Annotated in this window: 14 protein-coding genes; all 14 read left to right on the top strand. The window is 43.5% G+C overall.

The window, feature by feature from the left end:
* Positions 1-14 precede the first annotated feature (14 nt).
* The 14 genes from DW650_RS03750 to DW650_RS03690 all read left to right on the top strand — a co-directional run bounded on the left by DW650_RS03750 (position 15) and on the right by DW650_RS03690 (position 19,115).
* Positions 15-983, top strand: a complete 969-nt coding sequence (locus tag DW650_RS03750) for a carbohydrate ABC transporter permease (protein ID WP_117918610.1) — start codon at positions 15-17, stop codon at positions 981-983.
* A 51-nt stretch (positions 984-1,034) separates the two neighbouring features.
* Positions 1,035-2,522 carry an ABC transporter substrate-binding protein gene (locus DW650_RS03745; RefSeq protein WP_118209089.1) on the top strand — a complete coding sequence of 496 codons (1,488 nt, stop codon included), beginning with the start codon at positions 1,035-1,037 and terminating at the stop codon, positions 2,520-2,522.
* Positions 2,523-2,941: 419 nt separating this feature from the next.
* Positions 2,942-3,586 carry a YesL family protein gene (locus DW650_RS03740; protein WP_147350137.1) on the top strand — a complete coding sequence of 215 codons (645 nt, stop codon included), beginning with the start codon at positions 2,942-2,944 and terminating at the stop codon, positions 3,584-3,586.
* 22 nt (positions 3,587-3,608) lie between these two features.
* Entirely contained in the window at positions 3,609-4,622 is a 1,014-nt protein-coding gene (locus DW650_RS03735; RefSeq protein ID WP_118209087.1) for a LacI family DNA-binding transcriptional regulator, read from the top strand.
* A 205-nt stretch (positions 4,623-4,827) separates the two neighbouring features.
* Complete coding sequence (locus DW650_RS03730; RefSeq protein ID WP_117918602.1) at positions 4,828-5,850, top strand: glycoside hydrolase family 130 protein; 1,023 nt, start codon at positions 4,828-4,830, stop codon at positions 5,848-5,850.
* Between the two features lie 23 nt (positions 5,851-5,873).
* Positions 5,874-7,226 carry a glycoside hydrolase family 5 protein gene (locus DW650_RS03725; protein ID WP_243102848.1) on the top strand — a complete coding sequence of 451 codons (1,353 nt, stop codon included), beginning with the start codon at positions 5,874-5,876 and terminating at the stop codon, positions 7,224-7,226.
* Positions 7,216-7,344: a hypothetical protein gene (locus DW650_RS20285; protein WP_256451912.1), complete on the top strand. Its 129-nt coding sequence runs from the start codon at positions 7,216-7,218 to the stop codon at positions 7,342-7,344. The genes DW650_RS03725 and DW650_RS20285 overlap by 11 nt, the downstream gene beginning before the upstream one ends.
* Positions 7,345-7,489: 145 nt before the next feature.
* Positions 7,490-8,977 carry an AAA family ATPase gene (locus tag DW650_RS03720; RefSeq protein WP_118209085.1) on the top strand — a complete coding sequence of 496 codons (1,488 nt, stop codon included), beginning with the start codon at positions 7,490-7,492 and terminating at the stop codon, positions 8,975-8,977.
* Positions 8,978-9,020: 43 nt separating this feature from the next.
* Positions 9,021-10,472 (top strand): nicotinate phosphoribosyltransferase, encoded by a 1,452-nt coding sequence (locus DW650_RS03715; protein WP_118209084.1) that lies wholly within the window; start codon positions 9,021-9,023, stop codon positions 10,470-10,472.
* 111 nt (positions 10,473-10,583) lie between these two features.
* Positions 10,584-12,047 (top strand): Wadjet anti-phage system protein JetA family protein, encoded by a 1,464-nt coding sequence (locus tag DW650_RS03710; RefSeq protein ID WP_118209083.1) that lies wholly within the window; start codon positions 10,584-10,586, stop codon positions 12,045-12,047.
* Positions 12,047-12,799 carry a DUF4194 domain-containing protein gene (locus DW650_RS03705; RefSeq protein WP_117918592.1) on the top strand — a complete coding sequence of 251 codons (753 nt, stop codon included), beginning with the start codon at positions 12,047-12,049 and terminating at the stop codon, positions 12,797-12,799. Before DW650_RS03710 ends, DW650_RS03705 begins: the two co-directional genes overlap by 1 nt.
* A complete protein-coding gene (locus tag DW650_RS03700) occupies positions 12,774-16,130 on the top strand; it encodes an ATP-binding protein (RefSeq protein ID WP_118209082.1) in 3,357 nt (1,118 codons plus the stop codon). The genes DW650_RS03705 and DW650_RS03700 overlap by 26 nt, the downstream gene beginning before the upstream one ends.
* A gap of 6 nt (positions 16,131-16,136) precedes the next feature.
* Positions 16,137-17,399, top strand: a complete 1,263-nt coding sequence (locus DW650_RS03695) for a Wadjet anti-phage system protein JetD domain-containing protein (protein ID WP_118209081.1) — start codon at positions 16,137-16,139, stop codon at positions 17,397-17,399.
* 12 nt (positions 17,400-17,411) lie between these two features.
* Positions 17,412-19,115: an ABC-ATPase domain-containing protein gene (locus DW650_RS03690; protein ID WP_118209080.1), complete on the top strand. Its 1,704-nt coding sequence runs from the start codon at positions 17,412-17,414 to the stop codon at positions 19,113-19,115.
* Positions 19,116-19,126 lie beyond the last annotated feature (11 nt).

The following is a 19,126-nucleotide window of genomic DNA, read 5'->3' as shown; positions in this document are numbered from 1 at the left end:
GGGTGGCAGAGTATATGAATATCAGAAATTTAAAAGACCAGCCTCTCGACGAGATTCAGGTAAAAAAAGCAGGAAGACAGATCAAAGGTTTTCTGATCGGGCTGCTTAAAGTTGTGATCATTATCGGTATTTCCTACATTATATTAGGACCGCTGATCACGATCATTGCAAATTCATTTTTTACGGCAAATGACCTCTACAATCCGGTCGTCATGCTGCTTCCGGCAGAGGGTACGCTGCAGAATTACATCACTTCTTTTACAAGAATGACGTATCCGAGAACACTTGCGACAACATTTGCATATGTGATCTCACTGACACTGATCCAGATTCTGATCTGTTCCATGGCAGGGTATGGATTTGCAAGATATGAGTTTCCGTTTAAAAAAGTATTGTTCGGCTGTGTGATCTTAACGATCGTCATTCCAAATGATACATTGATGCTTCCGCTATACACACAGTTCCGTAACTTTGATATCTTTGGGATATTACATCTTGTGACAGGACATGGCATCAATCTTTTAAGCACGGAAGTCCCGATGTATATTATGACAGCATTAGGCTGTGGACTGCGGTCAGGACTTTATATTTATATTTTTAACCAGTTTTTCCGCGGGCTGCCAAAGGAGATTGAAGAAGCAGCGGTTGTGGATGGTGCAGGATCGTTTTACACGTATTTTCGTATCATGTTAGTCAATGCGATGCCGTCTGTACTGACTGTCAGCATTTTCTCACTGGTATGGCAGTACAATGATACATTTTATGCAAAATTATTTTCCATCAACTCAAAACTTTTAATGAGTATGAGAATTTCTACTTTAAGGGCATCGATCGAGTTTATCGATCAGATCAAAGATACAGCGGTATCACAGCTTTATCTGTATGCCGGAATCGTGTTAATGGTAATACCGATCGTCATTATTTACATTTTATTACAGAAGCGTTTTATCGAGGGAGCCAGCCGCAGTGGTATCGTTGGCTAGCATGGCAACTTCGGAAACATATATTTTTATTTATAAGAAGGAGGTTTTCACATGAGAAGGAAAACAGTTGGAAACAAGGTGGTTTCAGTACTTTTAGCAGGTGCACTTGCAGCATCACTTACAGCATGCGGCGGAAATACTGCTAACACGGGGGCAGATGCAGGAAATAACGCAGCAGATGCAGGCACAAAGGAAGAAACGAACAGTGCAGAGAGCGAAACAGCAGCAGATACTGAGGAAGGCTCTGATGCAGCAGTGGCTGACAGCGGTTATGAGGCAAAGGATTTAGGAGGAAGAACCATAAAGATCGGTCTCTGGTGGGATGAATACTGGGACAGCAATTATCAGTCTCTGGATGATATTGAGGCAGCAGGCGGCTCCTGGACAAATGAGGAGACTATGCAGATGAAATTGGATGCAGTCCGTGCCGTAGAGGAAAAATGGAACTGCAAGATCGAATGGGTAAACCTTGGCTGGGATGGAATTATCGATAGTATCAATACCTCTGTCACAGCTGGTACACCGGACTGCGATATCTATCTGACAGATCTTCAGTTTGGTATCTCACCGGTTGCAAACGGATATGTACAGAAAATTTCTGATTATGCACCGGCTGATTCTGATATCATGACAGACGGAACCGTATTTACAAAACAGAACCTGCTTGGTAATGATGATTATTTATTCCATGAATCAACCACGATCCCATCCGGCGCAATGTATATGACATACAATGCAGCCATGATCGATTCCTTAGGTTTAGAGGCTCCGGAATCCCTTGCAGAAAAAGGAGAGTGGACCTGGGATAAATTCGCAGAATACGCAAAAGCATGCACACAGGATACTGACGGTGACGGCAACATGGATGTATATGGATACGGAAGCGCATGGACACTGACGGTTCAGGGCTTCTGCGCATCGAACAATGCTACGATCGCAGATTCCGACACAGAAGGTTTAAGTGATCCTAAGACAGTTGAGGCATTCAACTTTATCGATCAGTTATACAATGTAGATAAATCTGCAAGACCTTATCAGGATGACTGGAACAACGATCTTTTAGCTTTCTCTTCCGGAAAAGTAGCTTTCGCATTTGCACAGCCATGGATCTTAATCCAGGAGATCGACAATCATGATTTTGATATGAGAATCTGCCCAGCACCGGTTGGACCAAGCGGAGATGGAAGCATGACACCTGCTATGATCACAAACAACTACATGATTCCGGTTGGTGTTGAGGATGCAACTTCTGTTTACTGTGTATTTGAGGAGATGATGAACTGGTATCATGATGATATTTCTTATCGTGATGATCCTGAGTGGTTTGAGTCTGGTTTTGTTGATGAGGATCAGGTTGCACTTGCAAACAAACTTGGTGCACTTGCAAACAATGATCTCTGGAACAGCATTGATTCTGAGGGTGCAGTCAGCAAAGTATTTTACGGTGATGTTGTAAATGGCGACAGCACAGTATCACAGGCGATTGAGTCTAACAAACAGATCTTACAGGATGAGATTGATACATTAAAGATTCAGTAATATGTGATTCTGATTCGGATGACAAATGGTATGCCATGTTGAGTGATTGGCAGATTGATAAAGTCACTGCTGATTTTGTTCCAATGTACGAGAATAAGAAAAACTAAGTATACCTGATATAGTTTATGGCAGAGTGACGTGTACGTCTTAAATGTGCCTTCCATGGCACATTAAGACTTGCGCTGCCTTCCGTGGCAGCACAACACTGTATGTTGACAGGTATACTAAGATTTTCTAATTCTCTTCCAAAGTCACAAAATAATCTGTGCCTTTATCAATCTGCCAAACGCTGCGTGGTATAACTAACCATTTGTAATCCGGATCGGAATTGAAATATTCCGGCGAAAAGAATTGTGCAAAACAAATATCTGACCGATATTTATCTTGCAGAATTTTTTTCAGGGAAAGGGACAGAAAGTATGAATAGTATGTTTGGACCGGAGACGAAGTTTTTTAAGGTAACGAATAAGATTGGAAATATACTTCTGGTGTCGGTCTTATGGCTGATCGGATGCATTCCGGTTGTTACGATCGGAACATCGACGATCGCAATGTATTATGCAATGGTAAAAGCTGTGCGGTGTGAGGAAGGATATGTTTCAAAAGAGTTTATCCGTTCTTACCGGCAGAATTTAAAAACGGGGATACTGCTGACAGTTATCTTTCTTGTATTAGCGGCAGTGTTGTGGCTTGATCACAGTTATACGGTAAAGCAGATATCGATCATGGCAGGGGCGCTTGAAATGGTATATCTGTTACTTGCGTTTGTGATCGCAGGGATCGTGCTTTATCTGTTCCCGGTGTTGTCGAGATTTACGATGGATGCATTTTCGTGCTTTAAACTGGCATTGTTTATGGTCTTTAAACATCTTCCGACGACTATTTTACTTTTACTGATCGTAACAGCCGGCATAGTGTCTGCATTATTGATCCCGGTTCCGATGATCTTTGTTATGCCGGGTGTATGCTGTTATGTGGGAAGTTTCCTTATGGAGAGGATTTTGAGAAAATATATGGCAAAACCGGAAACAAAAGAAGACGAAGAAAAATGGTATTACCGGTAAGCGGTTTTTAGGAGGAATTCAGATGGCAAACGTGACTATGCGTGATATTGCGGAAAATCTGGGAATAAGCATCGTTTCCGTATCGAAGGCACTCACGGGAAAAGCTGGAGTCAGTGAGGAACTTCGTGAAAAAATAAAAAAAGAAGCCGACAGGCTTGGATATCGTTATAACTTTGGGGCAAAAGGATTGAAAGAGGGGAAAAATTATAATGTTGGTGTAATTATCCCTTCCTATTATACAGATGATACGAGCAATGCTTTTTATGTGAAAATGTATCAGTGTGTTGCAAAATGTCTGACCAATTATGATTATGCGACAATGCTTGAACTGGCTGATACGCGGATGCAGGAAATGATGATCCTGCCACAGATCGTGGACGACAACCGGTTAGACGGGATGATCTTAATGGGGGAGCTGGATGAATCGTATCTGGAAAAACTCAGACAGACTAATCTACCGATGATCTATATGGATTTCTATGATCTTTCCATGGAGACGGATTCCGTCAGTATGGACAATATCAGTGCAGAATACAAGATGACAGAGTATCTGATCGGACTTGGACATAAAAAAATAGCCTATGTTGGTTCTATTGATGCTACCACGAGTATCATGGACCGGTATTTGGGATACAGAAGGGCATTACATCATTACAACATCCCTTACAGGGAGGACTATTTGATAGAGGACAGGGGAGCAGATCGGTTATTTAAAGAACTGGTTCTGCCGGAAGATATGCCGACGGCATTTGTCTGCAATAATGATGAGATAGCATGTATATTGATCGAAAAGTTAGAAAAGATGGGGTATCGTGTGCCGGAGGATATTTCGGTCACAGGTTTTGATAATTATCCGTTCATCCGGCGTAATGCGTCGGGACTCACGACTGTGGATGTGGATATCGCTATGATGGCATCTGAGGGAGTAGAACTTTTATTAGAACGCCTCAATGAAAAAAGAGAAACATTTGTGAGACGTGTGGTAAGTGGTCATATCGTGATCCGGGAATCAACCGGGAAAGTGGTGGAGCCGTAACGGTTTCGAAATGACTGTTAATCGGCGACAGAGCCGTAAATCAGTCAGAGATACCGTAAAAAGCGGTTGACAGGGGTATAAATGAAATGAATCAGAAACGGCAGAAAACAGATGCCGCTATGAATAAAAATGGAGAAGGATCGCACAGGTTTTAGAGACAAAATAAAAATATAAAATGAAAGTCTGTGCAGAATGGAGGAGCAAGATGGGAAATGTAAAAATGATCAGTCCGGCAGTGCCAAACATGCCGTGGCAGGAGAGACCGGAGAAAATCGTGAACGCGCCGGTATGGCGTTATAAGGAGAATCCGATCATTGGAAGAAATCCGGTAGAAGGGGTGGCAAGGATTTTTAACAGTGCTGTCATACCGTATGAAGGAAAGTTCATCGGTGTGTTCCGCGGGGAGCAGACAAATGGAATACCATATGTTTATTTAGGAAGAAGTGAAGATGGTATTCACTGGGATTTTGAGAAAGATAAAGTACGCTTTGTCGATGAAGACGGAAACGATTTTATGCCGGTATATGCATATGATCCGCGGCTGGTAAAAGTAGAAGATACCTATTATATTATCTGGTGTGGCGATTTTTATGGTGCAGCGATCGGAATGGCTAAGACAAAGGACTTTAAGACATTTACCAGGATTGAAAATCCATTTCTGCCATTTAACCGGAATGCAGTGCTGTTCCCGCGTAAGGTAAATGGAAATTTCCTGATGTTGTCAAGACCGTCCGACAGCGGACATACACCGTTTGGTGATATCTTTATCAGTGAGAGCAAAGATCTTACTTACTGGGGAAAACACCGTCATGTGATGGGACGCGGCAATGAATGGTGGGAGTCTTTAAAGATCGGCGGCGGAGCAGCACCGATCGAATTGGAAGATAGCTGGCTGCTGTTTTATCATGGTGTCAGTGGAACCTGTAACGGATATGTATACTCGATCGGCGGAGCAATCTTAGATAAAGAAAATCCATCTATCGTAAAATACCGCTGTACGGATTTCCTGTTGACACCGGAAGAATGGTATGAGGAACGCGGATTTGTTCCGAATGTCTGCTTCCCATGTGCAACGATCCACGACTCTGCAACCGGAAGAATTGCAATTTACTACGGTGCTGCGGACAGTTATGTCGGTCTTGCATTTACAACAGCAGACGAGATTGTAACATATATCAAGGAACACAGTGTAACAGGGGAATCCGATACGGAGATCGGAAGAAGATAAGTTCCTCTGAAATGGAGATTGTTATGAAGTTAAATAAATTGGGAAAGTTAGCCGCCTTGTGCGTGGCAGGATGTATGCTGCTTAGCGGCTGTGGAACAGGAGATCCGGCGGATAAAGTAACAGAGACCGGAAGTGCTGCTGATGTGGCGGCAGAAAAGAATGAAAATGCAGAAGATACAGAAGTGAAAGACGTGTCAACAGAAGATGTGGTGGCAGAACAGGATAATTCAGAGACAGAAATGGAGGATGCTGGGGTGACAATACCAGAAGTTGTGATCGAACCGAAGAAGATACCGGATACAGACGGAATGGCATTTGTGCGGAATATGAAAGTCGGCTGGAATCTCGGTAATACATTTGATGCAATTACAAATGCGCAGAAAGAGGATGAACTTAGTATTGAGTGGTCATGGTGCGGTGAAAAGACAACAAAAGAGATGATCGATGCAGTGAAAGCAGCAGGATTTCAGACGCTGCGTCTGCCGGTATCATGGCATAATCATGTATCCGGGGATCAATATACGATCAGTGCGGCATGGCTTGACCGTGTGCAGGAAGTTTTAGATTATGCGATAGATAACGATATGTATGTGATCTTAAATATCCATCATGATACGGATCTCGAATACTGTTATCCGGATAAAGAGCATTTAGAACAGTCTCTTTCCTACATGACATCCATCTGGGAGCAGCTTGCCGACCGCTTTGGAGGTTATGATGATCATGTGATCTTTGAGAGCATCAACGAGCCGCGGCTGAAAGATACTGATCATGAGTGGTGGCTGGATATGAATGCTGCGGAATGTGTGGAGGCAGTAGAATGTATCAATGAATGGAACCAGAACTTTGTGGATGTTGTGCGGAAAACCGGAGGCAATAATGCTATACGCTATCTGATGGTGCCGGGTTATGATGCGTCGGCGGACGGAGTCTTAAATGACAAGTTTGTACTGCCGTCAGATACTGCCGGAAATGATGGGAAGATCATTGTTTCTGTGCATGCTTATATCCCATATCATTTTGCACTGCAGGCTGCAGCGGAAAATGAGAGCACAGATCATTTTGATGCTTCCGACAAGACAAGTACCAATGATATCGATCAGATGATGGAAAAACTGTATGCAAAATACATCAGTAATGAGATACCGGTTATGATCGGAGAGTTCGGTTCCCGTGACAAAAACGGAAACCTGCAGAGCCGTGTAGATTGTACTGCATACTATGTTGCTGCAGCACGCGCTTACGGCATGAGCTGCAACTGGTGGGATAATAATGCATTCACAGGGGACGGAGAGTTATTTGGACTTCTTGACCGTAAGACAGTTACCTGGAGATACCCGGAGATCGTGGATGCAATGATGAAGTATGCTGAATAAGGTGTTGCTGATTAGGAACAGAAATGTTCTCGATGTAAGAGCATCGTTAAAAGTTGGGCTGCAGATGGCACCGGAGTATGATATGGATGTGATTCTTAAGAATCTTGAAGGAAGATAAGGGTATAGTATGAAAAAGCAGGCAGGCAAATCGTAAAGATTGTGTTTGCCTGTCTTTTTTTGAAATAAAATCCAAAAATGATTGGAAAAACAGCAAAAATGTATTAAGATAGTAGGCGAACAAATAAAGGAACGAGATTTCGAAAATGAATATAAAACAGGCAAAAGAAGAAATTAAGCATACGGTGATGGCGTATCTTGCGAAAGACGCACAGGGAGAGTACCGTATCCCTGCGATCAGACAGCGTCCGATCCTTCTGATGGGACCGCCCGGCATTGGAAAGACGCAGATCATGGAACAGATCGCCGCAGAGTGTAAGATCGGACTGGTCGCCTATACGATCACTCATCATACGAGACAGAGTGCAGTCGGACTTCCGATGATAAAAGAGGAGTCTTTTGAAGGAAAGACATATTCTGTTACGGAATATACCATGAGTGAGATCATTGCAAGTATTTACCGCAAGATGAAGAAAACCGGGCAGAAAGAGGGAATCCTGTTTATTGATGAGATTAACTGTGTCTCAGAGACATTGGCGCCGACGATGCTGCAGTTTTTACAGTGTAAGACGTTTGGCAACCAGGCGATCCCGGAAGGCTGGCTGATCGTTGCAGCCGGAAACCCGCCGGAATACAACAAGTCAGTCCGCGATTTTGATATGGTCACCTTAGATCGTGTGCGTTATCTGAATATTGAGGCTGATTATAAGGTATGGAAAGAATATGCGAGGGAAAAACATCTTCACAATGCCATTTTAAGTTATCTGGAACTCAGACAGAAAAATTTTTACCGCGTGGAGGCAGATGTGGATGGTATCCGCTTTGTGACAGCGCGTGGCTGGGAAGATCTGAGCAATCTGATGCAGGTTTATGAGGAGATGGATCTGCCGGTGGATGAGGGTGTCATCCGTGAGTTTATCCATCATGAGGATGTGGCGGAAGATGCAGCGGCATATTTTGAACTGTACCGCAAGTACCGTGATGACTATGGGATCACAGATATCCTTGCGGGCAGGATAAGACCGGAGACATTTGCAAGGATTTACGCGGCAGCATTCGATGAGAGACTGAGTGTGGTCAATCTTTTGCTGGATGGTCTGTCTGCATTTTTTGTAAAAGTGCAGGAAAAGAAAAAGATCACGGATAACTGGTATGAATTTTTAAAAGAATATCAAAGACATCTGAAAGAGGGCGAAGCACCGGCAGACTGTTATCAGGCATTGCTTGAGGAGAAAATGGCAATGGTAGAAGCAGAAAAACAGGCGGAGCTTTGTACGAAGGCACAGGCAGCCGGATGGGAACAGATATTTGCTCTCTGGAAAGAAAATATGCCGGATAAAGGTCTGGATGCAAAGGAAAGTTTTGCGCAGGCGAAGACAGGATTTGATATCCAAAGAGAGGCATTAGAGGAATCAGAGCAGGATGCATCGGATGCGTTAGAGCATGCATTTGATTTTATGGAACAGGCATTTGAGGATGGTGAGGAGATGGTTGTGTTTGTGACAGAACTGACCTTGTCACCGGAAGCGGCAATGTTTTTGGCGGAGCATACCTGTGATCGGTATATGACATATAATGAACAGCTTCTGATCGGAAAACGGAAAAGAGAACTGTTATCGGAATTGAAACGATAGGAAATACACCCTGCGCAGCAAGGTGCAGGCATGGAGGATTATGATGAAACAGAGTGAAACAAGAAATCTTACAATGATGATGGATCTGTATGAAATGACGATGGCAAATGGTTATTTTAACGATCAGGACAAGGATACGAGAGTTGCATTTGATGTATTTTACCGCAGTAATCCGGACGGCGGTGGATTTGCGATCTTTGCAGGATTAGAGCAGATTTTGGAGTACATTGAAAATCTTCATTTTGATGAGGAGGACATTGCATATTTCCGTTCACTTCACATTTTTACCGAAGATTTTCTCACTTATCTGAAAGATTTTAAATTCAGCGGTGATATTTATGCGTTCCGGGAAGGAACGATCATGTACCCGAATGAGCCGGTCATTACGGTAGTTGCACCGTTAATCGATGCACAGCTTATTGAGACAGCACTGCTTGCACAGGTCAATCATCAGTCGCTGATCGCAACAAAAACAAGACGTATCGTGAGTGCGGCAGAGGGACGTGCAGTTTCTGATTTTGGTGCACGCCGTGCCCATAATATGGATGCTGCAGTTTATGGTGCCAGAGCTGCTTATATCGGAGGCGCTGTCGGAACGGCAACTGTGCTTGCCGGTCAGATGTTTGATATTCCGGTCAGTGGGACCATGGCACATAGCTGGGTGATGTATTATAAGGATGAATATGAGGCATTTAAACATTACGCAGAGAATTATCCGGATGGAACAGTGCTTTTAGTAGATACTTATGATGTCATCGGTTCCGGTATCCCGAATGCGATCCGTGTGGCAAAAGAAGTTTTAGAGCCGATGGGAAAAAGATTAAAGGGAATCCGTATCGACAGCGGTGACCTTGCATATCTTTCCAAAAAAATCCGTAAGATGTTAGATGATGTGGGATTAGAGGATTGCAAGATCGTTGTTTCAAACAGCTTAGATGAGTATACGATCACATCCATTTTACAGCAGGGCGGAAAGATCGACAGTTTTGGTGTCGGTGAACGTCTGATTACTGCAAAATCAGATCCTGTCTTTGGTGCCGTATATAAGATTTCGGCAGTGGAGGAAAACGGTACATTTGCTCCGCGTATCAAGATCTCAGAAAATGTGGAGAAGATCACAAATCCGGGACTCAAAGATGTGTACCGTATCTATGATGAAGCAGGACATTCCGTTGCAGATCTGATCACAAAGGCAGGAGAGAAAGTTGATATGTCTGTGCCATACCGCTATGCGGATCCGGAAAAACCATGGAAAAACCGTTCTTTTGAAAACTGCACAGCGAAAAAACTTCAGCAGCAGGTCGTAAAGGCAGGAAAACGTATCGTGGAGCCGGAAACCTTAGAAGATATCAGAGCTTATGTGGAAAAACAGCTTAATACCGAAGTGTGGGAAGAAGAACAGCGTTTTGAAAATCCACATGAACATTATCTGGATATGAGTCCGGCATATTACGAGATGAAGATGGATATGCTGCATGAATCACGCACCAGATAAAGTGTGTGCAGACGGATATGCTGCATGCATTGTGCAAAAATAAGACGTGTGCAGATACAGATAAGCAGTGTATCATGAGATTGTAAGAAATGATAGTAAGGAAAGAATAACGTGAAATTGATATACGACATCCCAGCATCTTTCTGGGGCCTGTTCCGGTCCGTAAACCGGGACATCTATATAGAAGCACTTCTGACCATCAATGACGAATACCAGTACAACAATTACTTTTTAAGCAGAGAAGCATGTGTCCAGATTTTAAGTGACATGTGCTCCTCTCGTCGTTATGCCTTTATGAGAGAGGATAATGAGACAGAGGAAGATGTAGAAACTGCATTGCCGGGACGAATCCTAAACTGGCTGGTACGCACAAAATGGCTTAGAAAAATTGAAGATTATGAGGCAATGACTACCAATATCGTCATACCGGATTATGCGGCAGTGATGATCGAGGCATTTGAAAAATTAGCGGACGAACCGTTAGATGACACGGATCTTTATATCCAGAATGTTTATGCGACTCTTTTTTCTTTTAAGAATGACCACCGCATGAATCTTGCCATGTTAAAGACAGCACTTGTCAATACCAGAAAACTGAATAAGGCACTGCAGGATATGCTGCACAACATGGATAAATTTTTTGAACGCCTTTTGAACAAACAGTCTTATGACGAACTGTTAAAGGAGCATTTAGAGGGCTATGTGGAGGAAGTTGTCAGACGCAAATACCACATTTTAAAGACGAGTGACAATTTTTATATTTATAAAATGGACATTAAACGCTGGTTAAAGGAAATGCGGGAGGATGACGTCTGGGTGGAGCGCATCCGGCAGAAACAGCGCATGGAGCAGAAAAATGCGGGAAGCAGGTCTTCTGTACTTGAAACGCAGCGGTCAGAAGAGGATCTGCCATTTTTACATGCGAGAAGAAACAGACAGGAAGATGTGTTGGATCTGATCGACCAGATCGAGCGTGGATTTGATGACATTGAACACCGGATCTCAAACATGGACAAAGAACACAGCAAGTATATCCGTGCAACTGTGAGCCGGTTAAATTATCTGCTCAGTGATGAGACAGAGCGTCACGGTATGCTGATCCTGCTTTTGAACAGACTTGGAGCGGCTGAGACGGAAAGTGAACAGAGTGAGATGTTAAAAGAAGTGGCGGGGCACATGAATCTGTCATCTTTTGATGTTTTGAGTGATAATCCTCTTTATAAGAGAAGACGCCGCAGAAAATTTGAGGATGATCTGCAGGAAGAAGAGGAAGATGCAGAGCTTTCCAGGGAAGATGTACTGCGCTTAAATAAGATTGAACACCGTTATACGGCAAAACAGATCGAAGAGTTCATCGAAGAGAAGATGACAGATGGTATTTTAGAAACAGAACATATGGATATAGCGGATGATGAGTCATTTGAAAAGCTGATCCTTGCCTACGATATCAGTATGCGCAAAAACAGCAGATACCGGGTACAGGTGGAGGATAGTCAGATTCAGAATGGCAATTATTGTTATCCGAAAATGACTTTTAGCACAAAGCAAAAATCAATAGAAAGTGAACAGAATTAATGTTTGAAGGTTACGAAGAGTTAAATACGCAGGATGTGGAGCGGATGCAGGAAGTGATAAGAACATTGCTCTCCCAGACATTTCTGCCGGAACGAAAATATGATAAAAAATACGGACGCATGATGCCGGATCGCATGTACGATTTTTGCGACAGGCATTTGGAATTTCTGACGGAGTATTTTGCGGTTGCAGGGATAAAACTAAGCCAGGATACAGAGCTTGGAATCATTTATCTGGAGGGAACAGACGGAATCGGGGAGAAACTGCCGAAACTTGCAACGATTTACCTGCTGCTTTTAAAACTGATCTACGACGAAAAGATGGCGGCAGTTTCCTCCAGTGTCAATGTTATAACGACGTTTGGAGAACTGAATGGAAAAGCAGGAGAGTTCCGTCTGATCAAAGGTCCGTCCTCCATGACTGAGATAAAAAAAGCATTTGCTATTTTAAAGAAATATCAGATGGTAGAATTTCTGGATGTGTTCGAAGAACAGCTTGAAAATACGAGGATCATGATCTATCCGTGCATCAATTTAGTGCTGATGCGGGAGGATGTAAACGGGCTGCTCGGCAGTTTTTCTGATGAGGTAAAAAGTGATGAGGTAGCCGGTCAGGAGAATCTGGAGTGGAACAGTGAGGAAGCACTTTCAGAAAATGATATGACGGATGAAGAAAGTGATCTTGAACCAGAAGAAATGAATGTGGATGAGGAAGGAGAGACAGAAGATGGAACAGATGAATCAGGCATATAAAGTTTTTACCAGAATCTGCCTCAATAACTGGCATTATATTGACCGTAAGGTGTTAGGGTTAAACGAGAGCATCAATTTTTTTACCGGTCATTCCGGAAGTGGAAAATCAACAGTGATCGATGCAATGCAGATCGTACTTTATGCGAACACGGATGGACGTGGATTTTTCAACAAGGCAGCGGCAGATGACTCTGACCGAAGCCTGATCGAGTACCTGCGCGGTATGATCAACATTGGCGAGAATAATCAGGCAGAGTATAAGCGAAACAAAAACTTTTCCACGACGATTGTTCTTGAGATGGAACAGACGATCACAAAAGAAAAAGAATGTATCGGTGTTGTGTTTGATGTGGAGACCGCTACCAATGAGATAAACAGGCTGTTTTTCTGGCATAAGGGCGAGCTGATCCCGGGGGATTACCGGACAGAGAGCCGCGCAATGACGATCGGTGAAGTGCGCAGCTATTTACAGCAGAATTTCCCCAAAGATGAGATGTTTTACACTTCTAATAATGAGAGATTCCGCAGAAACCTTTATGATGTCTATTTAGGCGGACTGGATATGGAAAAATTCCCGCGCCTGTTTAAGCGTGCGATCCCATTTAAAATGAATATCCGGTTAGAGGATTTTGTAAAAGAATATATCTGCATGGAGCAGGACATCCATATCGAGGACATGCAGGAGGGGGCGATGCTTTATGGCAGAATGTGCCGTAAGATCGAAGCCACGATGCAGGAAATCGAAGAATTAAAGCAGATCAGTGCACAGTATCAGGTGATGGAGGAGAAGAAAAAAGAACTGTTAAACTGCCGTTACCGGATGGACAAACTGACGATCTTACAGTTAGAGCAGACCATAGAGGAAATGCAGCAGCGTGTGGAAAACTGGAAAAAGGATGTCGTACTGCAGAATGAAAGTCTTACAGAATTGCTTCAGGTAAAAGAAAATTATGAAAAAGAATACGGCGAGATCAATGAGCAGATCGCCGGAACCGGTTATGCAAGATTAGAAGAGCAGTTAAAGAGTTTGGAAGAAAACTTAAGCCTTTTAGAGCGAAGTAAAAACAAGTGGGATGGTATCTGTGCAAGATTAAACGGCTGGGAAGATGTAGATATCGTTTCGAATCAGATTCTATGGGATATCGAGAAGTTCAAAGAAGGCACGATCACCGGAGAGGAGATCGAACGTTTGAAACGAAGCCTGGTCGAAGTGCAGAAAGAGGCAGAAAAGGACAGGCAGGAGGCTTCCTCGGAGATCCGTTCCATGAATAAAGAAGCGGATGTGTTAGAGAAAGAACTCACAGAGTTAAAACTTGGTAAAAAAGCATATCCGAGAGAGTTAGAACTTGCGAGATCCGAAATTGCAAGAAAACTTTCTGAACAGACCGGAAAAAATATCCAGGTCCGTATTTTTGCAGATCTCATTGATATTAAAGATGAAACATGGCGTAATGCGATCGAGGGTTATCTTTCCTGGAACAAACTTGCGCTGATCGTGGAGCCTGCCTATGTCAAACAGGCGATGGAAGTATACGAAACACTCGACGAGAAGCGTTTCTTCCGTGTATCTTTAGTGGATACGGAAAAGCTGATGCAGGAGGATTGGCGCGTAAAAGACAATGCGCTTGCAGAAGAAGTAGAAGCAAAAGAGCCATATGTGAGGGCATTTGTGGACTTCTTACTCGGAAATGTCATCAAGTGTACTTCGGTGGACGAACTGCGCCAGTGCAAGATCGGTGTGACGGCAGACTGTTTATTATACCAGAGTTATCAGTTACGCCGTTTAAATCCAGACAATTATAAGAAACATGTATATATTGGTGAAAAGAGTAAGAAACAGCGCCAGAAGGAACTTGCAGCCAGCCTGGAGAAATTAGAGCAGGACAGAGCAGAATACAGAGAGCGTGAGACAGAGGCGAAAAATATTCTTGCCCAGGAATTTTTAAATGATACGGTTGAGGAATACCAGAACCTGATATCAGATCTTTCGGAGAAGAAAGAAAAGGAAAAACAAAAGGCAAAAACAGAAAAGAAAATGGCAGAGATCGGTGCCGGTACTGTTGAAATCTTAAAGAAACAGGCAGAAGAGATTCACGAAAAACAAAAAGATCTGGAAGATAAGATCGATGACTTAAAATACCAGATCCGGAAAAAAGAAGATGCCATTGAAAAAGACAGCAGTGATTTCATTACAAAAAATGAGGAACTTCTTACGAAAAAAAGAGAACTTCGCGGTTCCGCTGCGGAAGAAGAGGCATTTGAGGTTTATATTGCCGGGCAGAAAAATAAAAAATATGACAGCCTGAAAGCATCGACACAGGAAGAAATGGAACAGGTGTCCGGTCAGTGTGATGTACAGAAAAATAAACTGGTGGATGTACGTATGAATTATCTTCAGAATCATCCAAAACGTGATTTCTCAGCGAGCGCAGAGAATAATGACGATTATGACAGCCTGCTCTCGGAACTTTCCTGCAATGAACTGGAAGAATACCAGAAAAAAGCGGCTGAGCAGGCAAAGGCAGCAGTGGAGCATTTTAAGGAGGATTTTGTATACAAGATCCGCAGCGCTATCAAAGAAGCCTATGTGCGCAGGGATGAATTAAACCGTATCATCCGCAACCTGAATTTTGGTAAAGACCGCTATCAGTTTAAGATCACGAGAAATAAGGGAGCCGACGGCGCATTTTATGATATGTTTATGGATGAGGACTTAGATATCGATCCGTCCTCACTTGCATCGCCGATGGAGCATCAGATGAATCTGTTTTCGATGGAGCATGAAAATAAATATGGTATATTGATGAGTGATCTGATCCATATCTTTATTCCGCCGGAAAATGCCACGCAGCAGGAACTTGATGAGGCAAAACAGAACATGGTGAAGTATGCAGATTACCGTACGTATCTTTCATTTGAGATGGAACAGATCGTGGAAGGTGATGAACGTCTTGTCATTGGTCTTAGCAAGATGATCAAGAAAAATTCCGGCGGTGAGGGACAGAACCCGCTTTACATTGCACTGCTTGCAAGTTTTGCGCAGGCATACCATATCAATCTGTCTGCAAGACTGACAAGACGTCCGACGATCCGTCTTGTTGTTTTAGATGAGGCATTTTCCAAGATGGATGCAGAGAAAGTGGCGAGCTGTATCGAGCTCATCCGCGGGCTTGGTTTTCAGGCGATCATCAGTGCAACAAACGATAAGATCCAGAATTACATTGAAAATGTAGATAAGACATTCGTTTATGCGAATCCGAATAAGAAGAGCATTTCGATTCAGGAGTTTGAGAAAAAGGATTTTTCACAGTTGGTTGTGGAGGAGGAGTAAGAGCGGTTGAAGAAGGAGAAGGAAAAAGAGACAAGAACCAGTATCGTTCAGGTGATCCTTGATGATTATGAACATGGCGATACTGATTGGAGAAAATATCCTAATCAGGGGCAAAATGATGGGAAACGTTCTATCAGAATCGTTCAGGCGCTGTATGATGAAATCGGAAAAACAGAGCTGAACAGGCAGGTTTTAGAGTTGCAGGCACGTCATCTGTTACAGGATGGAAAAGGGCAGAAGATAAGTGGATGGTACACAAGGGGAAGTGAACTAGAGCAGATCGTATATCGTTTGTCTGATATTCCGAGATTTTATGAAATGGATGGGCGGGTGCCAAAATATGAGCGCTATTTTGAACCATTTTTGAAACTTCGTCAGGAGTTACAGAAATTAAGAGGGCGCCAGCAGACCTGGAAACCATGGATCGATCAATGTATTGGGGAGCTGGAAAATGACCTGGAACGTGAAAAAATTCCGAAAATATGCAAAGATGAAGAAACAAAGGAAATTTATTTTAACACGTTAGCCGGATTAAATGAGATAGAGGAACCGGTTTCAAGACGGATATTCAGTAAAAAATACCTGAAAAATTCAAAATCATTTCAGAGAGCAGTCCAGGATAAAATTATTTCGGATGCGAGAAAATTTTGCCCGGATGTGGATGCTGACGAAGAAGTTATGGGAAATGACGAAGTATTATCGGAAATTGGGATTGAGACATACCATCAGGAACTTTCTGTCAAAGGTCCGCTGCAGTTTGAGCTTGCAGGAAACAAAATTGATACCGCCCTGTTTGCCTATGGTACGATTTTAAATGCAGAGACATTAAAATATGCAAAACTATTGCCGGAGCAGACGATCCGAAAAATTGTAACGGTTGAAAATAAAGCCAATTTTATGGAAATGTCATATGAAGAGGGAACGCTGCTTGTCTATTCGCACGGTTTTTTCTCACCGAAAGAGAGGCTTTTCCTGAAAAATCTCAGGGAGTGTCTGGGAGAGCAGGGGGCAGAGTATTTTCACACCAGTGACTTAGATTATGGCGGAATCCGTATATTTATGAATATAAAAGAGAAAATTTTTCCGGATGTGAAACCGCTTGCAATGGATGGGGAGACGTTTTTCAAATATCAGGAATATGGGGAAAAACGGGATGAAAAATATTTGCAAAAAGTAAGGGACACAGAAGTTCCGGCAGAATTAAAAGAACTTAAGGATTATATTTTAAAAACCGGTTGTACGATAGAGCAGGAAAGTATGCTTTTTTAGCAGGAGGGAATTATGCAGACAGCAGCAGAGTTAAAAAATTTATTACAGCGTATCGACCATAAAGGTTATCCGGCATATAAGGACACAAGGGGGACTTATGAGTTTCCTGGATATGTGCTTTCCATTGACCATGTGCAGGGAGATCCGTTTGCAGCACCATCGAAGGTAAGCATCCATGTCCGTGGAAAACAGGCGGGATTTCCGGAACATCTTTATCAGAAAGACTGCAGAAGAATCGCTGTGCAGGATTATCTGCTGCGCCAGTTTGCGCGCCAAGTCGAGAAAGTTTCCTTTAAAGCGAAAGGTTCCGGAAAGAGCGGTCTTATGGCGGTCAGCCGTCCGGGACAGGAAGTGTTAGAGCGCAGTGCCTGTCAGATGGATGCAAAAAACGGCGATATTGTGCTGCGCATGGAGATCGGTTTTCCGGCAAACGGGAGAACGGTCAATGCAAGAGAACTCGAAAAGATTTTCTTTGATTTTCTGCCGGAGTGTGTGAAAGGTTCTCTATATTATCGTTCACTGAAAAAAGAAGCGGTAGAGGCAGCAGCAGATCTCGCCGAGGATCAGGAATATATCAGGGAGCAGTTAAATCCGATGGGACTCTGTGCGTTTGTGGCGGATGGTGCGATCCTGCCGCGGGAGTCCGGTGTCTCCGGCAGACCGATGAAGGATGCAGTGCGTTTTCAGTCACCGGAAAGTCTCTCCGTCACGCTGACGCTGCCACACCACGGAAAACTGACCGGAATGGGAATAAAGAAGGGCATCACGCTGATCGTAGGCGGTGGTTACCATGGAAAATCAACACTGTTAAAAGCGCTTGAGACAGGTGTCTATAACCACATTGCAGGGGATGGCAGGGAGTATGTCATCACGGACGATACAGCGATGAAAATCCGTGCCGAGGATGGAAGAAGCATCCGTGACGTGGATATTTCCATGTTTATTCATGACCTGCCGAATGGGAAAGATACGGTATCCTTTTATACGGAAGATGCCAGCGGAAGCACGTCGCAGGCGGCGAATGTAATCGAGGCGATGGAGGCGGGCACAAAAGCATTTCTGATCGACGAGGATACCAGTGCAACGAACTTTATGATCCGTGACGAGCTGATGCAGCGTGTGGTCAACCGTGATGCAGAGCCGATCGTGCCTTTTATTGACCGTGTGGAGGAACTGTATCACACATATGGTATTTCAACGGTTCTTGTTGCCGGAAGCTCCGGTTCCTATTTTCACAAGGCAGACTGCATCATCCAGATGAACCGTTACGAGCCGATTGAGATCACTGAGTCAGCAAAGCAGGCAGCGGCAGAGTTCCCGCTTCCAAAACAGGACATTGCTCCGTCAAAGCAGCCTGATTTTGATAGAAAAGTAAAGCCTGACCGGATGTTTCGTGAGGACAACCGCTTAAAGATGAAAACGATGGGAAGGGATTCTATTTCTATCAACCGGGAAGTCATAGACGTCCGCTATGTGGAACAGCTTATGGATACGGAACAGCTTGCATCACTGGGGTATATGTTAAAATATATGCAGATCCATTTTTTTGATGGGAAACACACACTGACACAGGCGGTCGATGCACTTTGGGATGTTTTGCAGAAGAGGGGGATCGCAGCAGTCTGCGAGAGCAGTTATCTGCCGTGCGGACTTGCAATGCCGAGAAAGCAGGAAGTGTTTGCGTGCGTGAACCGGTATCGGAGGCTGGGACTGTAGGGATGAGGCAT

It is taken from the genome of Roseburia sp. AM23-20 (genome assembly GCF_003470905.1).
Taxonomy (GTDB): Bacteria; Bacillota; Clostridia; order Lachnospirales; family Lachnospiraceae; genus Roseburia; species Roseburia rectibacter.
This window is presented reverse-complemented; position numbering and strand designations above follow the sequence as displayed.

Excerpts from the sequence above, each read along its gene's own strand:
- DW650_RS03750 (WP_117918610.1), top strand. The coding sequence starts at position 15 with ATGAATATCAGAAATTTAAAAGACCAGCCTCTCGACGAGATTCAGGTA.
- DW650_RS03745 (WP_118209089.1), top strand. The coding sequence starts at position 1,035 with ATGAGAAGGAAAACAGTTGGAAACAAGGTGGTTTCAGTACTTTTAGCA.
- DW650_RS03740 (WP_147350137.1), top strand. The coding sequence starts at position 2,942 with ATGAATAGTATGTTTGGACCGGAGACGAAGTTTTTTAAGGTAACGAAT.
- DW650_RS03735 (WP_118209087.1), top strand. The coding sequence starts at position 3,609 with ATGGCAAACGTGACTATGCGTGATATTGCGGAAAATCTGGGAATAAGC.
- DW650_RS03730 (WP_117918602.1), top strand. The coding sequence starts at position 4,828 with ATGGGAAATGTAAAAATGATCAGTCCGGCAGTGCCAAACATGCCGTGG.
- DW650_RS03725 (WP_243102848.1), top strand. The coding sequence starts at position 5,874 with ATGAAGTTAAATAAATTGGGAAAGTTAGCCGCCTTGTGCGTGGCAGGA.
- DW650_RS20285 (WP_256451912.1), top strand. The coding sequence starts at position 7,216 with ATGCTGAATAAGGTGTTGCTGATTAGGAACAGAAATGTTCTCGATGTA.
- DW650_RS03720 (WP_118209085.1), top strand. The coding sequence starts at position 7,490 with ATGAATATAAAACAGGCAAAAGAAGAAATTAAGCATACGGTGATGGCG.
- DW650_RS03715 (WP_118209084.1), top strand. The coding sequence starts at position 9,021 with ATGAAACAGAGTGAAACAAGAAATCTTACAATGATGATGGATCTGTAT.
- DW650_RS03705 (WP_117918592.1), top strand. The coding sequence starts at position 12,047 with ATGTTTGAAGGTTACGAAGAGTTAAATACGCAGGATGTGGAGCGGATG.
- DW650_RS03700 (WP_118209082.1), top strand. The coding sequence starts at position 12,774 with ATGGAACAGATGAATCAGGCATATAAAGTTTTTACCAGAATCTGCCTC.
- DW650_RS03690 (WP_118209080.1), top strand. The coding sequence starts at position 17,412 with ATGCAGACAGCAGCAGAGTTAAAAAATTTATTACAGCGTATCGACCAT.